At 68.3% G+C, this 20,543-nt stretch carries 19 protein-coding genes; 15 read left to right on the top strand and 4 right to left on the bottom strand.

Features of this window, described 5'->3' with window-relative positions; translation table 11 throughout:
- Positions 1-96 precede the first annotated feature (96 nt).
- The 3 genes from VG502_RS20760 to VG502_RS20750 all read left to right on the top strand — a co-directional run bounded on the left by VG502_RS20760 (position 97) and on the right by VG502_RS20750 (position 3,533).
- On the top strand, positions 97-681 hold the full coding sequence (locus tag VG502_RS20760) for a PadR family transcriptional regulator (protein ID WP_325552178.1): 585 nt from the start codon (positions 97-99) through the stop codon (positions 679-681).
- Between the two features lie 147 nt (positions 682-828).
- A complete protein-coding gene (locus VG502_RS20755) occupies positions 829-1,710 on the top strand; it encodes an extracellular solute-binding protein (RefSeq protein ID WP_325552177.1) in 882 nt (293 codons plus the stop codon).
- Positions 1,707-3,533: an ABC transporter ATP-binding protein/permease gene (locus VG502_RS20750; protein WP_325552176.1), complete on the top strand. Its 1,827-nt coding sequence runs from the start codon at positions 1,707-1,709 to the stop codon at positions 3,531-3,533. The genes VG502_RS20755 and VG502_RS20750 overlap by 4 nt, the downstream gene beginning before the upstream one ends.
- A 125-nt stretch (positions 3,534-3,658) precedes the next feature.
- Here the strand turns inward: VG502_RS20750 and VG502_RS20745 are convergent, their stop codons facing one another.
- Positions 3,659-4,324 carry a class I SAM-dependent methyltransferase gene (locus tag VG502_RS20745; RefSeq protein ID WP_325552175.1) on the bottom strand — a complete coding sequence of 222 codons (666 nt, stop codon included), beginning with the start codon at positions 4,322-4,324 and terminating at the stop codon, positions 3,659-3,661.
- Positions 4,325-4,350: 26 nt separating this feature from the next.
- Here VG502_RS20745 and VG502_RS20740 point away from each other — a divergent pair, with 26 nt between their 5' ends.
- Complete coding sequence (locus tag VG502_RS20740; protein WP_325552174.1) at positions 4,351-5,178, top strand: TrmH family RNA methyltransferase; 828 nt, start codon at positions 4,351-4,353, stop codon at positions 5,176-5,178.
- A gap of 510 nt (positions 5,179-5,688) precedes the next feature.
- Here VG502_RS20740 and VG502_RS20735 read toward each other — a convergent pair.
- Positions 5,689-6,288 carry a hypothetical protein gene (locus VG502_RS20735; protein ID WP_325552172.1) on the bottom strand — a complete coding sequence of 200 codons (600 nt, stop codon included), beginning with the start codon at positions 6,286-6,288 and terminating at the stop codon, positions 5,689-5,691.
- Between the two features lie 129 nt (positions 6,289-6,417).
- On the opposite strand from VG502_RS20735, the gene VG502_RS20730 reads away from it, so the two are divergent.
- Together VG502_RS20730 and VG502_RS20725 are read left to right on the top strand one after the other, a co-directional pair.
- The gene (locus VG502_RS20730; RefSeq protein ID WP_325552170.1) at positions 6,418-8,268 is read left to right on the top strand and encodes an ABC transporter ATP-binding protein; all 1,851 of its coding nucleotides are present in this window, start codon (positions 6,418-6,420) and stop codon (positions 8,266-8,268) included.
- A gap of 6 nt (positions 8,269-8,274) precedes the next feature.
- Positions 8,275-10,068, top strand: a complete 1,794-nt coding sequence (locus VG502_RS20725) for an ABC transporter ATP-binding protein (RefSeq protein ID WP_325552168.1) — start codon at positions 8,275-8,277, stop codon at positions 10,066-10,068.
- A 91-nt stretch (positions 10,069-10,159) separates the two neighbouring features.
- Here VG502_RS20725 and VG502_RS20720 read toward each other — a convergent pair whose 3' ends face one another.
- Positions 10,160-10,762, bottom strand: a complete 603-nt coding sequence (locus VG502_RS20720) for a TetR/AcrR family transcriptional regulator (RefSeq protein WP_325552166.1) — start codon at positions 10,760-10,762, stop codon at positions 10,160-10,162.
- Positions 10,763-10,875: 113 nt separating this feature from the next.
- Between VG502_RS20720 and VG502_RS20715 the strand changes: the two genes are divergently transcribed.
- A complete protein-coding gene (locus tag VG502_RS20715) occupies positions 10,876-12,429 on the top strand; it encodes a DHA2 family efflux MFS transporter permease subunit (protein ID WP_325552165.1) in 1,554 nt (517 codons plus the stop codon).
- Positions 12,430-12,532: 103 nt separating this feature from the next.
- Positions 12,533-13,630: a DmpA family aminopeptidase gene (locus VG502_RS20710; RefSeq protein WP_325552164.1), complete on the top strand. Its 1,098-nt coding sequence runs from the start codon at positions 12,533-12,535 to the stop codon at positions 13,628-13,630.
- 1 nt (position 13,631) lies between these two features.
- Here the strand turns inward: VG502_RS20710 and VG502_RS20705 are convergent, their stop codons facing one another.
- Positions 13,632-14,210, bottom strand: a complete 579-nt coding sequence (locus tag VG502_RS20705; protein ID WP_325552163.1) for an NADPH-dependent FMN reductase — start codon at positions 14,208-14,210, stop codon at positions 13,632-13,634.
- Between the two features lie 184 nt (positions 14,211-14,394).
- Between VG502_RS20705 and VG502_RS20700 the strand changes: the two genes are divergently transcribed.
- From VG502_RS20700 to VG502_RS20670, 7 genes are all read left to right on the top strand, one after another.
- Positions 14,395-15,780, top strand: a complete 1,386-nt coding sequence (locus tag VG502_RS20700; RefSeq protein WP_325552161.1) for a toxic anion resistance protein — start codon at positions 14,395-14,397, stop codon at positions 15,778-15,780.
- Positions 15,781-15,791: 11 nt separating this feature from the next.
- Positions 15,792-16,358 (top strand): hypothetical protein, encoded by a 567-nt coding sequence (locus tag VG502_RS20695; RefSeq protein WP_325552160.1) that lies wholly within the window; start codon positions 15,792-15,794, stop codon positions 16,356-16,358.
- 163 nt (positions 16,359-16,521) lie between these two features.
- A complete protein-coding gene (locus VG502_RS20690; RefSeq protein WP_325552159.1) occupies positions 16,522-17,094 on the top strand; it encodes a TerD family protein in 573 nt (190 codons plus the stop codon).
- 404 nt (positions 17,095-17,498) lie between these two features.
- Positions 17,499-18,017 (top strand): hypothetical protein, encoded by a 519-nt coding sequence (locus tag VG502_RS20685; protein WP_325552158.1) that lies wholly within the window; start codon positions 17,499-17,501, stop codon positions 18,015-18,017.
- A 40-nt stretch (positions 18,018-18,057) separates the two neighbouring features.
- Entirely contained in the window at positions 18,058-18,645 is a 588-nt protein-coding gene (locus VG502_RS20680) for a TerD family protein (protein ID WP_325552156.1), read from the top strand.
- 163 nt (positions 18,646-18,808) lie between these two features.
- A complete protein-coding gene (locus VG502_RS20675; protein WP_325552154.1) occupies positions 18,809-19,948 on the top strand; it encodes a DUF475 domain-containing protein in 1,140 nt (379 codons plus the stop codon).
- Positions 19,945-20,535: a TerD family protein gene (locus VG502_RS20670; RefSeq protein WP_325552153.1), complete on the top strand. Its 591-nt coding sequence runs from the start codon at positions 19,945-19,947 to the stop codon at positions 20,533-20,535. The genes VG502_RS20675 and VG502_RS20670 overlap by 4 nt, the downstream gene beginning before the upstream one ends.
- Positions 20,536-20,543: the final 8 nt, after the last annotated feature.

Raw genomic sequence — 20,543 nt, 5'->3', positions numbered from 1 at the left:
ACAGGTATTGAAATGCCCAAGTTTTGGTATATGACGGGTCAAGCTCGAAACGTGGCAAAAGGCGCGGGTGCGGGGCGCGGACGTACGCTGACCGGTATGCCGAGCAGACCCCGGAACGGTGCGGCATCCGCCCCTGTCAGCGCCACCGCCGGCACCACCGCCGGCACCGTTGTCAGCACCGCTGGTCACGGTGTCCTCGGAGCCGTCGCAGAGGGGCGGACGCACGGTTTCGCCGTGGCCGCGCTCTTCGCCGCCGACGGCGAGTTGGGTCGCGTATGGCGCATCCCGCGTGCCGTCGTCTATCGGGAACTCGGCCGGCTGGAGGACGCCGGCCTGGTCCGCCCCGTCGGCGTCGAGACCGACGGGCCGGGGCCGGACCGGACCGTCGTGCAGCTCACCGCTGCCGGCCGCCGTCGGCTGCATGCCTGGCTCGACGAACCGGTGTCGCGTCCGCGCGATGCCCGCTCCGCGCTGCTGCTGAAGCTCGCGTTGCTGGATCGCAGCGGTCGCGATCCGAGCGCGTTGATCGCCGCCCAGCGCGAGGTCTTCACGGCACGGGTGGAGCGGTTGCGCGCCGACGCTGCGGCGGCGGAGGCGGGGAGTTTCGAGCAGACTCTCGCGCACTGGAGGGTCAGTTCCACCCAGGCAGTGCTCGACTTCCTCGCCAGGCTTGCGAGCTGAGTAGCGGAGGACCAAAGCGGGGGAGCGTATCGAAACCGACCGAAGCGGGTTGAGTAGCGGAGGAGCAGGCGGGAGCGTATCGAAACCGAGCGCCCGGTATCGACGACTAGTCACACTGTCACTAGCTGCCTGCTAGCTTCGGACACCATGAGCACTCTTTCGCGTCGCGGTGCCCTCGGCCTCGGCCTCGCCGGCGGCCTGGCGGCGATCACGGGCTGTGGCTCCTCCGGCGGCGGCTCCGGTTCGTCCGGGTCGGGCAGCGTCAACGTGCTCTACGCCGGCTCGCTGGTCACCCTGATGGAGAAGCAGCTGGGCCCGGCATACGAGAAGGAGACCGGCTACACCTTCGCCGGTTTCAGCGCGGGCTCGACGGCGCTCGCGGCGCAGATCAAGGGCAAGGTGCGCAGGGCCGACGTCTTCGTCAGCGCCAGCCCCGACGCCGACGCGGAGCTGATGGGCGCGAAGAACGGCGACTGGGTGCAGTGGTTCGTCACCTACGCGACCTCGCCGCTCGTGCTCGGCTACAACGCGAAGAGCAGGTTCGCGGCCAAGATCAAGACCGGCCCCTGGTATGACGTGATCGGCCTGCCCGGCTTCCGGATCGGCAGCACGGATCCGAAGGCCGACCCCAAGGGCAAGCTCGCGCACAAGGCGCTGCTCGCCGCCGGCAAGGAGCACCCCGCGCTGCTCGACATCGCCACGAACGAGAAGACGGTCTTCCCCGAGGAGGCGCTGGTCGCCGACCTGCAGTCGGGGCAGCTGGACGCGGGGTTCTTCTACTCCAGCGAGGCGAAGATCGCCGGCATACCGACCGTGCAGCTGACCGGGCAGTCGCTCGAGGCGACCTACACTGCGACTGTGGTCAAGGATGCTCCCAACCGAGCCGGCGCGGAGGCGTTCGTCGCCCACCTGCTCGGGCCCAAGGGCCGGGCCGTCCTGCAGAAGGACGGCTTCGAGGTGGCGTCCCCGCCCACGGTGACCGGCTCCGGAGTGCCGGCCGCGGTCCGCAAGGTCTTGCCCGGCAGGTGAGTCGTCGGCGAAGCGGGCCGCTCCCGTTGTTGGGGGCCTTGCTCGCCCTCTACCTCGCGGTCCCGCTCGTCGCCTTCCTGATCCGGCTCGCGGGCTCGGACAACCGCGGCTTCGGCGAGTCCGGCCTGTATGACGCCGCGCGCACCTCGGCGATCAGCGCCACCATCAGCGCATCGATCGTCACCCTGCTCGGCATACCCCTGGCGCACTGGATGGCGCACTCCACCGGGCCGCTGCGCCGTGTGGTCGGCGTGCTCGTCCAGTTGCCGCTCGCGCTGCCGCCGGTGATGAGCGGCATCGTGCTGGTCTACGTCGTCGGCCCCTATACGTGGCTGGGCGAGCGCTTCGGCGGCCGGCTCACGGAGTCGATCGCCGGAGTGGTGATCGCGCAGACCTTCGTTGCGGCACCGTTCCTGATCATCGCGGCGCGGTCGGCGTTCGAGGCGATCGACCCGCAACTGGAGGACGTTGCCGCGACCCTCGGGCACCGGCCGCTGGCGCGTTTCGTCCGGGTCGATCTGCGGATCGCCGCCCCCGCCATACGGGCCGGGCTGCTGCTGACCTGGCTGCGTGCGCTCGGTGAGTATGGCGCCACGGTGCTGCTCGCCTATCACCCCTACACGCTGCCGGTCTTCACCTACGTGCAGTTCTCCTCGACCGGCATACCGACGACGCAGGCGCCGACGGCCATCGCCCTCGCCGTAGCGGCAATCGTGCTGCTGCTGGCCGGTTTTCGCGTGCCACGGGCGTTGCGTGACCGGATGCGGCGGCCGGCGCCATCGATCGAGCCGACCCGGCCGAAGGCGGTCGACGCGCGCCCGGTCGCGTTCGACATCGACACGCGCGTGGGCAGCTTCCACCTGCAGGTCGCGCACACCGCACGCAGTCCCCGGATCGCGGTGCTGGGTGCATCCGGCGCGGGCAAGTCGGTGCTGCTGCGATCCCTGGCCGGCCTGTTGGGATCCGGTGTCGGCTCGGTGCGATTGGGTGACACGGAGTTGAACGGCACCGCCGTGGAGGACCGGCGACTGGGCTACGTGCCGCAGCAGCACGGTCTCTTCCCGGACCGAACCGCCTGGGAACAAGCGACTTTCGGCGTCCACAGCGAGCCGGGGCTGGCTGCCTGGTGGTTGCACCGCCTGCAGCTGGACGGGCTGCAGGACCGGCTGCCGCAGCAATTGTCCGGCGGGCAGCGGCAGCGGGTGGTGCTCGCGGCGGCACTCGCCGGGTCGCCACGACTGCTGTTGCTGGACGAGCCGTTCTCCGCACTCGACTACCCGGTGCGGCAGGAGCTGACCGGACTACTGCGCCGGCTGCAGCAACGGGACTCTCTCGCAACGGTTCTGGTCACGCACGACCCGACCGAGGCGGCGATGCTCGCCGACGAGCTGGTGGTGATCGTCGACGGCCGGGTCGCCCAGGCCGGCACCGTGCGAGAGGTGTTCGACGCACCGGCGAGTCCGGCCGTGGCGCGGCTGGTCGGACTGATGAATGTCCGCACCGGGGTCATGGCGGCCGGTGGTGCGCTGGAGGCCTGCGGCGTACGTGTGCTGACGGACTCGACGCTGCCGGCGGGCACGCCGGTCACCTGGTGCGTGCGGCCGGAGCGCGTCGTGGTCGGCGACACCGGCGGTCACGAGGCCACCGTCACCGACGTCGTCGACCTCGGCAGCCAGTTGCTGCTCGAGCTGCAATGGTCGGCAGGACTGGATCTGCAAGCGCACCAATTGATTTCGAACGGCAAGCGACCGCGCCCCGGCGACACCACCCGCGTGCACATCGACCCCGCGGCGATCAGCGTCTGGCCAGCACAAGCGGGTTGAGTAGCGGGCAACCTCGCGGGTTGAGTAGCGGAGGAGCGAAGCGGAGGAGCGTATCGAAACCGCCACACACGCGGGTTGAGTAGGGCGAGCCGCTAGGCGAGCCCGTATCGAAACCCCGCAACCCGTCAGCGACTCCGGAACTCCGCGCGATACCGGATGCCGTCCGCATCCTGCTCGATCCCCTGCAACGCCAGCCCGTCCGCGCCGAACGCCTCGATCTCGGAGCGCGTGAGCCGCCACGGCGGGCCCTCCGCGGGATCGACCTCCGCGGGCAGCACTCCCCCGATCAGGAGCAGCACGCCACCGGGCGCAACGAGCGACCGGATCGCAGCCGTTGCCCGGGCGCGCACGTCGCGCGGCATCGACTGCACGGTCATCGACTCGAGGACCAGGTCGAAGTTTCCGCGCCACTCCTCCGGCAACTCGAAGAGGTCGGCCACCCGGTAGTCGACAGCGCTGTCCGGATGTGCGCTGCGCACCTGCGCCACCGCGGTGGGCGCGATGTCGAAGGCAGAAGTGCGAAAGCCCAATGACGCCAGCAATTCCGAGTCGTGGCCCGGACCCATGCCCGGCACGATCGCGGTCCGCCCGTCACCTGTTGCCTCCTCGGGATGCTGCGCGAACCACGCGCTCAGCAGCGGATGCGGCGTGCCGCGGTCCCACGGGATCTCCGCCTCGCCGCGACCGGCCGCGTCATACAACGACTCGAACCATGCCGTGGGGCTGCCGGACGCGAGGGACTCGGCGGCCAGGTCCTGGGCGTGTTCGTCGGCTGAGGATGTCTGGCTCATACGGTTCACCCTGCCAGAATGCCCCCGTGACCTCCTCGATCCGGCGCGTGACGAACCGCAACGCCACCTTCCAGCAGTGGCAGGCGCTCCTGGGCAACCGGACCAAGCGCCACCGTGCCGGCGAGTTCATCGTGCAGGGCGTGCGCCCGATTTCGCTTGCGCTGGAACATCATTGGGACTTCGCGGCGCTGCTGCGGCCGGTCAACGCGCGCCCGACCCGCTGGGCCGAGGAGGTATGGCGCACCGCGCCCGGGCAACGGTTCGAGCTCGCCGACGAGCTGCTCGCCGAGCTGGCGGAGCGGGACGCCGAGGAGCCTCCCGAGCTGGTGGCGGTCGTGCGTATGCCGGCCGATGACCTCGATCGGCTCGTGACTCCCGGCAAGCCTCCGCTGATCGCGGTCTTCGACCGTCCGTCCGGCCCGGGCAACATCGGCACGCTGATCCGGTCGCTCGACGCGTTCGGCGGGACCGGCCTGATCGTGGCCGGTCATGCGGCCGATCCCTATGACCCACGCGCGGTGCGCGCCTCCACCGGGTCGCTCTTCGCGGTGCCCACCGTGCGCGTCTCCGCCGCGGCCGAAGTCATCGATTGGATCGCGGCGCAGCGCGAATCCGGTGTCGGGTTCACGGTTCTCGGCACCGACGAGACCGGCGAGGCCGACCTGCGATCAGTGGATCTGGCCGGCCCGGCGATGCTGGTCATCGGCAACGAGACGCGCGGCATGAGCCAGGCCTGGCGGGAAGCCTGCGACCAGCTGCTCAGCATCCCGATGATCGGCTCCGCCAGTTCCCTGAACGCCGCGATCGCCGGCTCGATCGTCCTGCACGAAGCGCTCCGCCAGCGCCTTCCGTAAGCAAGCCGGTCGAGTAGGGCGAGGGACGAGCCCGTATCGAGACCCGCGCCCCTCGCTCGGGGGAGCCGTTTCACCCGCGCGAGCATGTCGGCCGGGTCGTGTGCCGCCATACGTTCGTCGGCATGACACGACGCACCCGATCCCTCGGCATCTTCCTGGCAGTGTGGTCCTTCGGCTTCGCCTGCGTGCATCTCGCGTGGGCCGCCGGCTGGCGTGGCGGACTGGACGACTCCTTCGGCCCGATCTTCGAACGCCCATGGTTCCTCGCGTATGACGTCCTCGCCGGCCTGCTGATGTATGCCGCCGCGGCCGGCGCGCTCCGCCTCGCCGGTGGTCGCGCGACGCCGGCCCTGTTGCGCGTCACGCAGGTCGCCGCCATCGGTGCCCTGCTGCGCGGTGCGCCCGCGCTCGTGTTCGACGTGATCGGCGGGACCTACGACGTGGTGAGTTTCGGCGCGGACGTGTGGTTCACGGTGGCCGGTGCCGCCGGTCTGATCCTCTGGTCGCGCGCTAGTCGGGCATCGGTGCCAGCGCGATGCTCAGTTGGTACGGCGTCAGGTCCGACTCGTCCCGGCTGCGCGCGATCCATCGGTCGCGAAGGGCGTTCAGCTCCTGCGCGAGCTCGCGGGCCTCATCCTCGGTGATGCGGACCCTCCACATGCTCTGATGGGTCACCTCACCGCGATGCCCACCCCCGCGGAGCATCCGGTCCTGACTGCTGCGGGTCGGTGACGAGGCGTGGATTCGGAAGTCCCCGGCAAGCACCCACTCCGGGGCTGCCGCGACGAGCGCCTCGGTCATCTCGTCGTTGGACCGCCGCATCACCCGTTCGAAATGCCCGCTCGGGAGCACTTCAGCAGGAACCACGAATTCCGTTGCAATTGCTCGATATCGCTTGATCGCGCGGCCCTTGCGTGGCGTCTCCGCCACCACTTCGAGGAGGCCCACGTCATACAGGCTGCGCACCCAGTAGTGGACCTTCGCCAGAGGGAGGTGCAACAGCGCCGCGGCTTCGGCGACCGAGTGGTCGCCGTGCAGGAACGGCGCGAGATAGGTCGCAGCCTCGTCGCGCACCAGGGAGCGGACCATTGCCGGATCGGTGATCTGCACCTACTCAGAATAGGCAGTAGTAATCGAAGTAGCTCTGTGTTTACATTCCTCGTTGTGCAAACTCTCGATATATCGCGTCTCACGAGATGGATGTGGCGCTGGGTGGGTGTCGAGCGACATTTCTGGCGGATGATGTGGCGCTCCAGTCCGCCGCTCGTGCTCACCCTCCTCGTCGTCATCGCCGTGCGCGGCTTCAGCATCTGGCTGATGGTCCACGCCAGTGGGCAGGCGCTCGACGCGCTGACCCAGCACGACGATCGGGTCTGGTTCTGGCTGGCGATGACCGGGATCGGAGTCGGTCTCGAACCGTTGGCCGAGTCCTGGCAGGCGGCCGGAGCCGCCGCGTTGCAGCGGTCCTTCACTCGTCAGCAGGTCGTCCTGCTGGCCGAGGCCGCCAACGCACCGCAGGGCATCGAGCACCTCGAAACTCCGCAGACCAGAGCACGATTCAACGAGATCGAGAACTACCTGCGGGGCATGTTCGGTGTCAACGCGATGTCCTCCGTCTGGATGGTGCTCGGGTATGCCGCCGTCGGCATCGGCGGCCTTGTCGCCGTCGCGCAGTGGTCGTGGCTCGGGGCGCTGTGGACACTCATCGCGTTCCGGATCCTGCACGCGACCTGGACCGGCTACCTCGACGTGTTGCTGCGGGATCTCGTCGAGGAGGGCAGCGTGGAGCGGCGAGAGGCCGATTACCTCCGAGCACTGCCGCTGGAGCGTGGTGCAGGCAAGGAACTGCGCCTCTTCGGTATGACGCCGTGGGTGCTCCGCCGCTACGCCGACGTCTGGACGCTCGCGTTCACCGGCATCTGGCAGCGACGCAACCGCGCGGTGCGCGGCGCCATCGTGGGTGCGTTCGTCACGGCGCTGATGATCATCGGCACCTACGTGTGGGTCGGCCATGCCGCCTGGACCGGAAGTCTCGCGGTCGGCGGGGCGGTCACCGTGTTGCAGGGCGTGATGCAGATGGCCGCTCTCGGCGCACTCGGCGACATCAATGTCCAGGCGATCCGAGCACGGTTCTACGAGAACGAGATCCGCGAGTTGCGGGCACGCTTCGGCCTCCCCGGCGGCTTGAGTAGGGCGAGGAACGAGCCCGTATCGAAACCCACGGACTCCGCCGGAGGGTTTCGATACCCTCCTCCGCTGCGCTCCCCCGCTACTCAACCCGCAGGTGCTGCGAGCGTCGACTTCACCGACGTGACCTTCACCTACGCATCCCGCGCCGAGCCCGTCTTCCGACACCTCGACCTGCACATCCCGGCCGGCCAGGCGGTCGCGATCGTCGGCGTCAACGGCGTCGGCAAGTCCACGCTCATCAAACTGCTCTGTGGTCTCTACCGCCCGGACACCGGCACCGTCCGGGTGGACGGCGAGGACCCGGCGGCCGACGACGCGTCCCGACGCAGAGTGGCCACGATCTTCCAGGACTTCACCCGCTACCACCTCAGCCTCGAAGCCAATGTGGCCCTGCCGCTGCTGGCGGACGGCGCCGACGCGGACGCACGTCGCCATACCGCCGATCGAGCGCTGTATGACGCCGCCGGCGCGGACGTCCTGTCTCGCGTCGACAATGACTGGGACACGATCCTCGAGCCCGGATATGCAGGCGGCACAGACCTTTCCGGCGGTCAGTGGCAACGTGTCGCACTCGCCCGGGCACTCGCGGCGGTCGCGACGGGAGCAGGTGTGCTCGTGCTCGATGAGCCGACCGCCGCGCTGGACGTGCGTGCGGAGGCGCAGATCTTCAGCCGCTTCCTCGAGGTCACCCGCGGCGTCACCACGATCCTGGTCAGCCATCGGTTGTCCAGCGTCCGACATGCCGAGCGGATCATCGTGCTCGGTCCGGACGGCGTCCTCCAGGACGGCTCGCACGACGAACTGCTGGCCGGCGGCGGCCCGTATGCCGACATGTTCCGCTTGCAGGCCGCCCGTTTCGCGGCCGCCGGGGCCTACCCCGATCGACGAAATGTCCGGTGAACCCTCATGATTCGCTATCACTGGCAGTCCGTCGTGCTGATCCTGCGAACCTCCTGGCGGATCAGCCGAAGCGCCACCGTCATCGCCTTCCTGGAGGCGACCGGCCGCATCTTCCAGTACCTCCGGCCGCTCTTCCTGGGGCTCGTCGTCACCGGCCTGGCCGCGCACCGGCTCACGCCCCTCGTTCTCGGGATCGGCGGGATGATCTTCACCGAGGCGTTCGGCTTCATCCTCGGCATCTGTGGCGTGCAGGCGCGGATCGGCCTCAATGAACGCATCGGGCAGCATTTCGATGCGGAGGTCGCCCGGATCAGCGGCACCACACCGACGCTCGATCACCTGCAGGATCCGCAGTACCGAGACCAGATGCATGTCCTCCGCGAACGCATGGGCGCCCTTGGTATGGCGTACAACTCGCTCATCAACGCGGTCAACAATCTGGTCGCGCCGATCACCACGATCGCTGTGGCGGTCGGCGCGGACCTGAGGCTCCTCCTGCTGCTGCTGATCGGCGCACCTGCGTCGTGGTGGGCCAGGTCGACGATGCGGTGGGAGCAGGAGGCGGAGGACGAGTCGGCCACCGCGGGCCGCCGCAGCAAGCACTTCGCGGAGCTGACGACGGATCCGGTCGCGGCGTCCGAGCTGCGTGTCTTCGGGGCCCGGAACGCGTTGCTGCGACTGCTCGGTCGGGAGGCCTACGAGTGGCGAATGCCGTTCGCCCGTGCGGAAACTCGCGGCGCCGTGTTCTCCAGCGTCGTCACCGTTCTGTATGTCGCCGCAGCGATGGGCATCCTCGTCTGGATGGCGCACGACACCCTGCGCGGAACGGTGTCTTCCGGACAGTTCGCGACCGGGATCCTGGTGGTCGGCCAGCTGCGCGACGTCGTCGGCAGCCTGCAGAGCACGGTGCACTTCCTCGGCCAGATGCTGCGCACCGTCAAGCGCTACCGCTGGCTCGAGGAGTATGGCGCGACCGCGCGAGCGGCACATCCGGGCACGCGGCGGGCGCCGGACGCACTGCGGGACGGCCTCACCCTGCAGGACGTCAGCTTCCGCTACCCGGGCGCCGGCCGCGACGCGCTGCGGCACATCGATCTGCACCTGCCCGCGGGCGAGGTCGTGGCCGTCGTCGGTGAGAACGGCGCCGGCAAGTCCACCCTCATCGGGCTGCTCACCGGCATGTATGACGTCAGCGGCGGCAAGGTGCTGGTGGATTCCGTTGATCTGCAGGACCTTTCGTTGGACGACTGGCGCCGCCAGTGTGCCGGGGCGTTTCAGGATCACCTCAAGCTCGAACTCTCCGCTCGGGAAGCCATCGGCATCGGAGGACTCGACGCCGACGACGAGATCCCTGACGACATACGGCTGCTCGATGCGCTGGACGACGCAGCCGCATCCGAGGTCCTCGCCGCGCTCCCGGACGGTCTCGAGACCCGCCTCGGTCCGTCGTGGCCGGGCGGGGTCGATCTGTCGGGCGGGCAGTGGCAGCGGCTGGCGATCGGCCGCGCGATGGTGCGCCGGTCCCCGCTGTTGCTGGTGCTCGACGAGCCGACCTCTGCCTTGGACCCGGCGACCGAGCACGCGCTCTTCGACCGCTATGCGGCCGCTGCGAAGAAGACCTCGCGGGCCGGCGGCGTCACACTGATCGTGACGCACCGGTTCTCAACGGTCGCTTCCGCTGATCGCGTCATCGTGCTGGCTGACGGCGCCGTCGCCGAGCAGGGCACCCACGAGGAGCTGATGGCAGCGGGTGGCCACTACGCCGAGCTCTACGGGCTCCAGGCCGCCGGCTACAGCTGAACCTCAGATTGACCGGCGTAGACCCGTATTGACCGGCATATCAAATCGGGCCGATTTCGTACGCCGCTGAATGCACTGGTATGCCGCTCGATCAGGGCGTCGCCCAGGCCCGCGCGAGCGACTCGAGCTGCTCGTCGAGATCCGGCCACGGGAAGAGGCTCATCGGCTGCCGCAGCACCACCAGCCCGTGGACGCCGCACCACAGCTGCACGGCGCGCAGGTGTGCCTCCTCCGCGGAGGACGAGACGTCACGCAGCACGTCGGAGATCAGCGAGAACTGTGACTCGCCGGCGAAGGTCATGCCGTCGTCAACCGGCAGTTTCCACGCCTTGGTGAAGAGGGTCCGGAACACACCCGGGTTCTCGTGGGCGAAGGTGACGTAGGCACGCCCGAACGCGAGGACCTTGTCGTACGGCTGACCTCCGGACGTCTCGGCCGCGCTGACCATCTGCGCGCCGAACTGTTGCCACATCTGATGTTTCGCGGCCAGCAGCAAAGCCTCGAGCGACTCGAAGTGCAGGTAGATCGAGGTCGCGGTGATACCCACCTTCCGGGCGACCGCCCGCAGGGACAGCTGCCACGGATCGTCGAGTTCCTCCACGAGGGCGATCGTCGCGTCGAGGATCTCCTCGCGTAGCCGGGTGCCTTCGCCACGGGGCGCGACGGCGCGACGTCGGGACCGGTTCTGCGTCATGGCGCGATCTTGTCAGACATTTCAGTTGACGAGTGTAGCGCTACAGGTGTTCACTAATCGCACCGAACACCTATAGCCCAAAGTACGACCTGTCCGAGACCAAGGCGGAGACGATGACGACGACCACCCTCCAGAAGCCCGACGGGGGCAGCATTGCCGCACCCCCGAGGCCGGGCCTGGCGCTCGCCCTGGTCTGCGTCGCGATGTTCATGCTGATGCTGGACATGACGATCGTCGCGGTCGCGCTGCCCGACATACAGGCCGACCTGCACGCCAACCTCGGCGACCTGCAGTGGGTGGTCGACGCCTACACGCTGCCGCTCGCCGCGCTGCTGCTGACGGCCGCGACCCTCGGGGACCGTTTCGGTCGCCGCCGCCTCTTCTGCGCGGGTATGGCGATCTTCACGATCGGCTCACTCGCCTGCGCGCTGGCGGCAAACCCGTTGATGCTCAACACGATGCGCGCGGTCCAGGGTGTCGGCGCCGCGATGCTCTTCGGCACCGCGATGCCGATCCTCGGCCATGCCTATCCGGACGTGAAGGCACGCGCGAAGGCGATCGGTGCGTTCGGCGCGACGCTTGCCGGTGCGACGGCGGTCGGCCCGTTGCTCGGCGGTCTCATCGTGGACAACGCCGGCTGGCAGTGGATCTTCGCGATCAACGTGCCGATCGGTGTCCTGGCCTTCATCGCAGCACGCGTGGGACTGCCGGAGTCCAGGGCCGAGAAGGCCCGTCGGGTCGACGCAGCCGGCACGGCACTGCTCACGATTTCGTTGGCAGCGTTGGTGTTCGGGCTGATCCGTGGTCAGTCGGAGGGCTGGGGCTCGGCACTCATCGTCGGCTCCTTCGTCCTCGCAGCGGTGGCGTTGGTCGTGTTCCTGGTGCGCGCCGCACGCACCGACGAGCCGATGGTCGATCTCGAACTCTTCCGCCGCCCGGGCTTCGTCGCCATCGGCGTCACCGGCTTCGTGGTGGCCGGAACCCTCGTCGCCGCAACCAATTACGTCGGTCTCTACTTCGTCAACACCCTCGACTACACACCTTTCGAAGCCGGCCTGCGCTTCCTGCCGCTGACCGTGACCTCGTTCATCGCCGCCCCCGTCTTCGCGCAACTCAGCCACCGCGTCCCGACGATCATCACGATCACCGGCAGCCTGGTGGTCGTGACCGGCGGTCTCTGGTGGGCCTCGCAGGTCAATGCGAACTCCGACTGGACCGCGCTCGCGCCCGGTTTCATCCTCGCGGGCATCGGCCTCGGCGCCTCCAGCGCCATACTCTCCAGTGCGGCGTTGGCGAGTGTCGAGCCGGACCGCGCCGGTATGGCGACCGGTGTCGTCAACACCATGCGGCAGATCGGCACCGCAGCCGGAGTCGCAGCATTGGGAGCGCTTTTCGCCGGTCGCACCGGCTCTCGTATGGCGAGCGACGTGGCCCCCGCGCACCTGCCGGCGGCACAGCTCGGGCAGTTGCAGGACGCGATCGCCTCGGGCGCCGGACGCCTGGTCGCCGGTCACGCGCCGGCGCACGTCCGGGCGCAGCTGACACATGCGGCCGTCGACAGCACGGCATACGGGATCCACACGATCCTGCTGGTGGCCGCGATGATCGCCGGCGCGGCGACCCTGGTCGTCGCCGCACTGCTCGCCCGGGCGCACCGCGCGGCCTGAGTCGGGCCGACCCGCACACTTAACGGCGAGTCGCACACCTGCAGGTGTGCGATTCGGCGCCAACTGTGCGCCTCAACGCGACAGGGTCTGGTTGAGTGACCACATGAGTGCCGATCAGCGCCGGGCCCGTGACTACGTCGACTTCGACGGCGCACCCGGCACCTGGAACGCCATCACCGACGTCCCCGGGGTTGAGGTCGGCTACACGACGCTGATCGACGGCGACGGGCCGCTCGTTCCGGGGACGGGGCCGGTCCGCACCGGTGTCACCGGCATCCTCCCGTTGGGCCGTGAGCGGGTCGGCACTTCCGTCGCGGCGGGCATGTTCTCCTTCAACGGCAACGGCGAACTCACCGGCAGCCACTGGATTGAGGAGACCGGGTCGCTCGCGCTACCCATCACGATCACCAACACCCACGCGGTCGGTCCGGTGCACCGCGGCGTGCTCGAGTGGTCGTTGGCGCGGAACCCCGCACTGCAGCAGGGCTGGCACCTACCGGTGGTCGGCGAGACCTTCGACGGATACCTCAACGACATCAACGGCCGGCACGTGCGCGAGGAGAGTGCGATGGCCGCACTCGACGCCGCTGCGTCCGGGCCACTCGTGGAGGGCAGCGTCGGCGGCGGCACCGGCATGAACTGCTACGGCTTCAAGGGCGGCACCGGCACCTCGTCGCGACGTGTGGCCATCGGCGAGGACTCGTATGTCGTCGGCGTCCTCACCCAGGCCAACTTCGGTGCCCGTCACGAGCTGACCATCCGCGGCCGGCATCTCGGCCCGCAGCTGCTCGACGACAACCCGATGGAGGACGCCGCCCGGAGCGCGCCGCCCGGTTCGGGCTCGTGCATCACGGTCGTGGCGACCGACGCGCCGCTGCTGCCCCTACAGTGCAAGGCGCTCGCCCGGCGCGTCTCACTCGGGCTGGCCCGCACCGGCACGACCGGCAGTCACTTCTCCGGTGATGTCTTCCTGGCCTTCTCGACGGCCAACCCGGGTGCTCTGGACAGCGGCATCGGCGCTGCGCCGGCCGGGATACGGCGCCTGGACTTTCTGCCGTGGCCGACGATCAATCCCCTGTATTCCGCAGTGGTCCAGGCAACCGAGGAAGCGGTGGTCAACGCATTGGTCGCTGCCGACACGATGATCGGCCGCGACGGTCATCGCAGCCCGGGCTTCGCGAACGACGTCCTCAGCGGATGACTCAGGGGTTGACCAGTCCTGCTCGCAGCGCACGCATCGCGGCCGCCCAACGCAGCAACGCGTCGAGCATCGCGTCCAGGTTGCCGACCTGATAGTCCCGCGGGGTGAGCTGCACGAAGTCGGTCATGTCGTCGTAGATCGACAGCGACACCTGCGCGCGCACGGTCGCGATCTGCACCTCGCCGAGCGTCGACTTCAGCTGTTCGCCGGCCCGCAGCCCACCGCTGGAGCCGTAGCAGATCAGCCCGGCAGCCTTGTCGTTCCACTCCGAGTAGAGGTAGTCGATCGAGTTCTTCAGCGCCGCCGAGACCCCGCGGTTGTACTCCGGTGCGACGAAGACGAAGCCGTCATACGAGTCGATCAGCCGGGACCACCGCTTCGTGTGGTCGTGCCGGTAGTGGTGGGCGGCCGCCGGCTCCGGCTCGTCGAGCAGCGGCAGTCCGACATGCGCCAGGTCGATCAGGTCGTATGACGCGTCGCCGCGCTCCCGCGCATGGTTGAACGCCCACTCGGCGATCGTGGGCCCGACCCGGTCGGGTCGGGTGCTGCCGATGATGATCGCGATCCGCAGAGAAGTCACCTGCGCACTCTATGGTCCCGGAATCGTGCCGCCGGTTCGTTCGTTGGGCACGACATGGAACGCGGGGCACCTTCGCGCGGTCGTATGACGTGTGCGGGGTGTCGATGTCCCGCGCTGATACATAAGGTATGAGGAACAACTCGGGGGTCCGCGGAACGACCGCGGCAGCTAGGAGGCTCACAACATGTCCAACCTCGATCTGAGCGGTGGGCTCGGTGACCAGTTCCAGCAGAACAACGGCGGCCAGCAACAGCCGCCGGCACCGCAGCAGGCTGCGCCGCAACAGCAGCCGGCAGCCCCCCAGCAGCAGACCGCGCAGCCACCGGCCCAGAACCTGCCGCCGGCCCCTGCCCCGACGTCGACCGGCTTGGTGCTGCAGGCACCGGAGGCCGTGCCGATGATCCAGGAGCAGCAAGCCGTGCAGGCGGTGCCGGTCGCCGCCGAGGCACAGACCGAGCTGGACAAGAAGGCCCAGGCCTTCGTCAACGAGCTGACCTCGATGGACATGAAGGCTCCGGCCTTCACCGACAAGGTCAACTCCATCGTCAACATGGGCGACAGCGAGATCCGGCGTACGTCCGACGTGTCCAACCGCATGCTGCAGCGCCCGGCCGCTCAGGCGGGCAAGGACTCCGCACAGTCCAAGGTCGGCGGCACGCTTGTCGACCTGCGCCGCACGATCACCGACCTGGACCCCAACCGGGCCGACCTCAAGGGCGCCAAGAAGATCCTGAAGTGGCTGCCCGGCGGTAACAAGATCGAGAACTACTTCATGAAGTACCAGTCGGCGCAGAGCCACCTGGACGCCATCATCCGCTCGCTGGCCGCCGGTCAGGACGAGTTGCGCAAGGACAACGCCTCCATCGAGGTCGAGCGCAACAACATGTGGCAGGCGATGCAGAAGCTGGGCGAATACAACCAGCTGGCAACGGCATTGGACACCGCGGTCGAGGGGAAGATCGCCGAGCTGTCGGCTGCGGGCCGCACCGAGGACTCCGACATCATGAAGTCCGACGTGCTTTTCGCGGTGCGCCAGCGGCGGCAGGACATCATGACCCAGATGGCGGTGTCGGTGCAGGGCTACCTCGCCCTCGACCTGGTCCGCAAGAACAACCAGGAGCTCATCCGCGGCGTCGACCGCGCACAGACGACCACCGTCGCCGCACTGCGCACCGCCGTCATCGTCAGCCAGGCGCTCGCCCAGCAGAAGATCGTGCTCGACCAGATCACCGCCCTGAACAGCACGACGTCCAACCTCATCGAGCAGACGTCTCAGCAGCTGCGCACCCAGGGCGCCGACATCAACCAGCAGGCGGCCAGCAGCACGATCGAGATCGACAAGCTCCAGGCGGCGTTCGACAACGTCTTCGCCACCATGGATGCGATCGACAAGTTCCGGTCCGACGCGACGGTGTCGATGTCGCAGACGATCGGCGCCCTGGAGGGGCAGGTGCAGCGCGCCAAGCCCTACCTCGAGCGGTCGATGCGCGCGCAGGGGCTCGACGCCAAAACGGCTGCGTCGTTCCAGCCGACCGGCGGCAACCAGCAGCTGCCGGGCGGTAACCAGTAAGGTCCCGAGCCGTGGGATTGCTGTCGCGCCTGTTCGATCCGGAGGGATCGTCCGGCCGCCTGCGCGCGCAGGCCGAGAGTCGATTGCAGTCTGCCTCGCAGGCGGTGACCGACTCCTCCGGTGACTCCGTGCAGGCGCTGCTGCGCAAGAACCAAGCGCTGATCCTGGAGATCAACAGCAGCGCCGGCGAGCTGCCGACGATCGGGGTGGTGCTCGCGCGGGCGGTCACCGACACCGTGCGCGAAGTGCTCACCTCCGGTGAGGCGGACCGCCTCGACATCGGGGTGCGAGTCGCGATCAACGGCACGCTGACCGACTACCTGCCGGGGTCGATCCGGGCGTATGTCGGAGCCGTGCGCGCCGCCGCGCCGGCTCATCGCGGGTCGAGTAGCGCGGAGGAGCGGAGCGGAGGAGCGCGTATCGAGACCGCGACCGACGCGCTGGTGGAGCAGCTGACGACGTTGCGGCGCAGTGTCGAGCAACTCGCCGAGGCGAGCCGGTCGCGCGACATGCAGGCGTTGCAGGTTCACGGCCGGTTCCTGGAGGACAAGTTCGGCGAGTCCGACCTGGACCTGTGAGACTGGGAGCGACCGCCGCCCGGGGATCATCGCTGCTCGGCTCGAAGGGGTGATTTAGTGACGACGGTCGCCAGAAAAATACGCGGATCCGGCCCGAAACGGTGATTTTCTCGCGACGGTCGCGAGAAAAGTACGCAGCAGGGCGGATTCTCGAGATGGAGAGGTGCAGATCGTGAGCCCGATGGCCAAGGGTGCCAACATCGCGCTGCAGCGTGAGTTGCCCAACCTGACGGGTGTGGTGTTCGGAGTCGACTGGGACTCCGGCGGCGAGCGGGTGCTCGACGACAACCTCACGCTGCTCACGGTGCTGGTCGGCGCGAACGGCCAGGCCCTCTCACCACAGCACGTCGTCTACTTCAACCAGCTGGTCTCGGCCGACCTGTCGACCGCCCAGCTCGAGGAGGCGCTCGGCACCGACGACGCCCAGGTCGAGGTCGAGCTCACCGAGGTCCCCGACGATGTCGCCAAGATCGTCTTCGTCCTCTACCTGTCCGAGGGCAGCGGCAGCAGCCGCCACATGGGTCAGCTGCGCACTCTCGTCGTGCGGTTGCTCAACCTGGATGGCGGCGCATCGATCATCTCCTCGGTCGACCTGGCCGGTGACCTGACCAGTGAGAGCGCGTTGAAGCTCGCCGAGCTCTACCGGCACAGCGGCCAGTGGAAGCTGCGCGTGCTCGGCATGGGGTACTCCTCCGGACTGGCCGGCGTCGCCAAGGAGTATGGCGTTCCGCTATGACGCAGCGAACCGACCTTCCCTTCCTGCGCGCCCGCCGCCGGAATGCGCCGTCGCCGGCACCCGCTGCACCGCCCGCGGCCGCGTCGTCGCTCGACCTGAGTGCACCATCCCCGGACCTCTCGACCAGTTCTTCTCTCGACCTGGGCGGTTTCGATACACCTCCTCCGCTGCGCTCCCCGGGCACTCAACCCGCTTCCGAGAGCGGGCCGTCGACGAGTTCGTCGTTGGACCTGGGCAGCAGCGAACCGGCTCCCTCCACGCCGTCGGGCGGTACGTCATTGTCGCTCGATCTCACTGCGCCCTCTCAGGCGTCTCCCTCCGTCGCTCGATCCGCGAGGGGACACATCCGTCCTGAGGCACACGACCTCGGGCTGCCGACGATCACGGCCGGCGAGCGTCGGCTGATGACCGAGCACGAGCCGGTCGTCGAGCTCACCCGGATGCAGTCCGCCGCCGGTGGGCTGGAGGCCAAGGTCGCCGTACCCAACCCGTCCGAAGTGGTCCTCGGGCTGGTCTTCGAAACCAGCGACACCCGCGAATCCCTCGTGCTGCCAGGTCTTTCCCAACAGGGTCCGGACCCACGCCGGCCGATCTTCCGGGCCACGTCCAGTGGCGTCGCGGTCAACCTGCGCCGCATCACCGGAGTGCACCGGTGGTTGCTCTTCGCGGTGCCGACCCGTCCGTCCAAGCAGTTGCCGGGTGGCACGATCACGATCACGACGTATGGCGACTCCCGCCTGGAGGTGCCGCTGGTCGCCGGGCCGACGCTCGGCGCCCAGGCGCTGATGACCGGCCACGTCGTCGAGGGCCGGCTCGTGTTGCGGGCCGAGCACGATCCCTACTCGGGCACCTTGCAGCAGGTCTGTTCGGCATACGGTTATCGAGAGATCTCCTGGCGCGACCCCTACACCCCGCTCGTATGACGAGCCAAGACCAGAAGTACGACAAGAAAGGAACCTCACGATGGCTGTGAGCCTCAGCAAGGGCGGCAACATCTCGTTGGCGAAGGCCGCGCCGGGTATGACGAACGCCGTGGTGGGTCTGGGTTGGGACCCGCGGACCACCGACGGCGCACCGTTCGACCTCGACGCGTCGGTGCTGCTGCTGGCCGACACCGGCAAGGTCCGCGGTGACGCCGACTTCGTCTTCTACAACAACCTGACCGGCGACAACGGCGCCGTACAGCACCAGGGCGACAACCGCACCGGTGAGGGTGAGGGCGATGACGAGCAGATCATCGTCTCGCTCAACCAGGTGTCACCCGACGTGCAGCGCATCGTCGTGGTCGCGTCGATCGATCAGGCGGACCAGCGCGGGCAGAACTTCGGCCAGGTGGCCGACGCCTACATCCGTGTCTACGACGCCGACGACCCGCACAACACCGACAAGGGTGTGCGCTTCGACCTCGGTGAGGACGCCTCGACCGAGACCGCGTTGATCTTCGGCGAGCTCTACCGCCACGGCGGCGAGTGGAAGTTCCGCGCCATCGCGCAGGGCTTCGCCGGTGGCCTCGCAAGCGTCATCACCCAGTTCGGCCTCCAGGTGGGCTGAACGAACCCCACGACGCTCTGGACGAACGCTGGGCCACGACCGGGAACCCTTGGTCGTGGCCCAGCGTTGGCCAGACCGGAGCAGCGATCGTGAAACCGCTCACCGGTGAGCGGTCGTCATACTGGCACCCCGTTCGTCACCGTCACGCCGAGAAGAGCCCCTGTTGCAAGCCCTGAAGCATTTCCGAATCGACTTCGTCATCACGGCGGCCGTGCTCGTGGTCGCATTCCTCTACGACAACTGGGCCGGGGTCGGTCTGACCGCGATCCTGATCGTGGTCGAGATCGTCTTCTCGTTCGACAACGCGGCGGTCAACGCCAAATACCTCGACCGGCTGAACCACTTCTGGCAGACCATGTTCCTGACCGTCGGCGTCATCGTCGCGGTCTTCGGTATGCGGCTGGTGTTCCCGTTCGTCATCGTCTGCCTGTCCGGCTCGATCAGCCCGTGGCGGGCGCTGGAACTCGCGCTGGAGAAGGGTGACCCGCACACACCGGGCACCTACGGCTACATCCTCACCGAGGCACACCCGGCCATCGCCGCCTTCGGCGGCATGTTCCTGCTGCTGCTGTTCCTGGACTTCATGTTCGACCCCGAGCGTGAGATCAGCTGGCTGACCTGGATCGAGAAGCCGCTGCAGAAGCTCGGCAAGCTCGACGTGTTGTCGGTCATCATCGCGGGCCTGTTCCTGCTGGTCGCCAGCGAGACGCTGGTGCACCAGACGCATGTGCACACCGAGGTGCAGATGCGCTCGATCGTGCTCTTCTCGGGCCTGCTCGGCATCATCCTCTACCTGGCCGTCAATGGCCTCTCGACGATGATGGAGGAGCGCGAAGCGGCCAAGGACCACGAGTTCGAGGAGGCCGACGCACACTCCTCGACCGGGCAGAAGGTCCTGCTGGCGGGCAAGGCAGCGTTCTCGATGTTCATCTTCCTCGAGGTTCTCGACGCGACGTTCTCCTTCGACGGCGTCATCGGCGCCTTCGCCATCACCCCCGACCCGATCATCATCATGCTCGGCCTGGGCGTCGGTGCGATGTACGTCCGGTCGATGACCATCTTCCTGGTCCGCAACGGAACGCTCGCCGAATACCGCTTCCTGGAGAACGGCGCCCACTGGGCGATCGGCGCGCTCGCCGTGATGCTCGTCATCAGCATCCGCTACGACCTGGGCGAGTTCGTGATCGGCGGCGTCGGTATCGCCTTCATCCTGGCCGCGTGGGCCAGCTCGGTGATGGCCAACAAACGAGATGCGGTGGCCGAGGGGGCCGCTGACACAACGGAACAAGGAGCCAAGGTATGAGCATCAGTCTTTCCAAGGGGCAGACGGTCGACCTGCGCAAGCAGGACGGCGGCAACCTCAGCCGGGTCCGCATGGGGCTGGGCTGGGACGCCAAGGTGGTCACCAAGAAGAAGATGTTCGGCGGCAGCAAGCAGGTCCAGCGCGACATCGACCTGGACGCCTCGGCCATCGTGATCAGCGGCGGACGCGTGCTCGACACCGTCTACTTCGGCAAGCTGCGCTCCAGCGACGGCGCGATCCAGCACACCGGCGACAACCTCACCGGTGAGGGCGAGGGCGACGACGAGTCGATCAACGTCGACCTCTCAGCGGTGCACGGCTCGGTCGAGCACATCGTCTTCGTGGTCAACTCCTACAGCGGCGAGAACTTCACCGAGATCGACAACGCCTTCGTGCGGGTCGTCGACTCGATGGCCGGCGACACCGAGCTCGCCCGCTTCCAGCTGACCGGCTCGGGCACGCACACCGCGCTGGTGATGGCGCGCGTGTCCCGCACCCCGGCCGGCTGGAACTTCACCGCGATCGGCGCACCCGGGAACGGTCGCACCGCACGCGACCTCGAGCCGCTCGCCCTGAGCGTGCTCTGACGCACCAC

The sequence above is a fragment of the Flexivirga sp. genome (genome assembly GCF_035551235.1).
GTDB lineage: Bacteria > Actinomycetota > Actinomycetes > Actinomycetales > Dermatophilaceae > Flexivirga.
The sequence above is the reverse complement of the archived record's forward strand: the minus strand, read 5'-3'. Positions and strand labels throughout refer to the sequence as shown.

Coding starts and splice junctions, on each gene's coding strand:
- VG502_RS20760 (WP_325552178.1), top strand. CDS start 97: ATGCCGAGCAGACCCCGGAACGGTGCGGCATCCGCCCCTGTCAGCGCC.
- VG502_RS20755 (WP_325552177.1), top strand. CDS start 829: ATGAGCACTCTTTCGCGTCGCGGTGCCCTCGGCCTCGGCCTCGCCGGC.
- VG502_RS20745 (WP_325552175.1), bottom strand. CDS start 4,324: ATGAGCCAGACATCCTCAGCCGACGAACACGCCCAGGACCTGGCCGCC.
- VG502_RS20730 (WP_325552170.1), top strand. CDS start 6,418: ATGATGTGGCGCTCCAGTCCGCCGCTCGTGCTCACCCTCCTCGTCGTC.
- VG502_RS20725 (WP_325552168.1), top strand. CDS start 8,275: ATGATTCGCTATCACTGGCAGTCCGTCGTGCTGATCCTGCGAACCTCC.
- VG502_RS20720 (WP_325552166.1), bottom strand. CDS start 10,762: ATGACGCAGAACCGGTCCCGACGTCGCGCCGTCGCGCCCCGTGGCGAA.
- VG502_RS20715 (WP_325552165.1), top strand. CDS start 10,876: ATGACGACGACCACCCTCCAGAAGCCCGACGGGGGCAGCATTGCCGCA.
- VG502_RS20710 (WP_325552164.1), top strand. CDS start 12,533: ATGAGTGCCGATCAGCGCCGGGCCCGTGACTACGTCGACTTCGACGGC.
- VG502_RS20700 (WP_325552161.1), top strand. CDS start 14,395: ATGTCCAACCTCGATCTGAGCGGTGGGCTCGGTGACCAGTTCCAGCAG.
- VG502_RS20685 (WP_325552158.1), top strand. CDS start 17,499: ATGACCGAGCACGAGCCGGTCGTCGAGCTCACCCGGATGCAGTCCGCC.
- VG502_RS20680 (WP_325552156.1), top strand. CDS start 18,058: ATGGCTGTGAGCCTCAGCAAGGGCGGCAACATCTCGTTGGCGAAGGCC.
- VG502_RS20670 (WP_325552153.1), top strand. CDS start 19,945: ATGAGCATCAGTCTTTCCAAGGGGCAGACGGTCGACCTGCGCAAGCAG.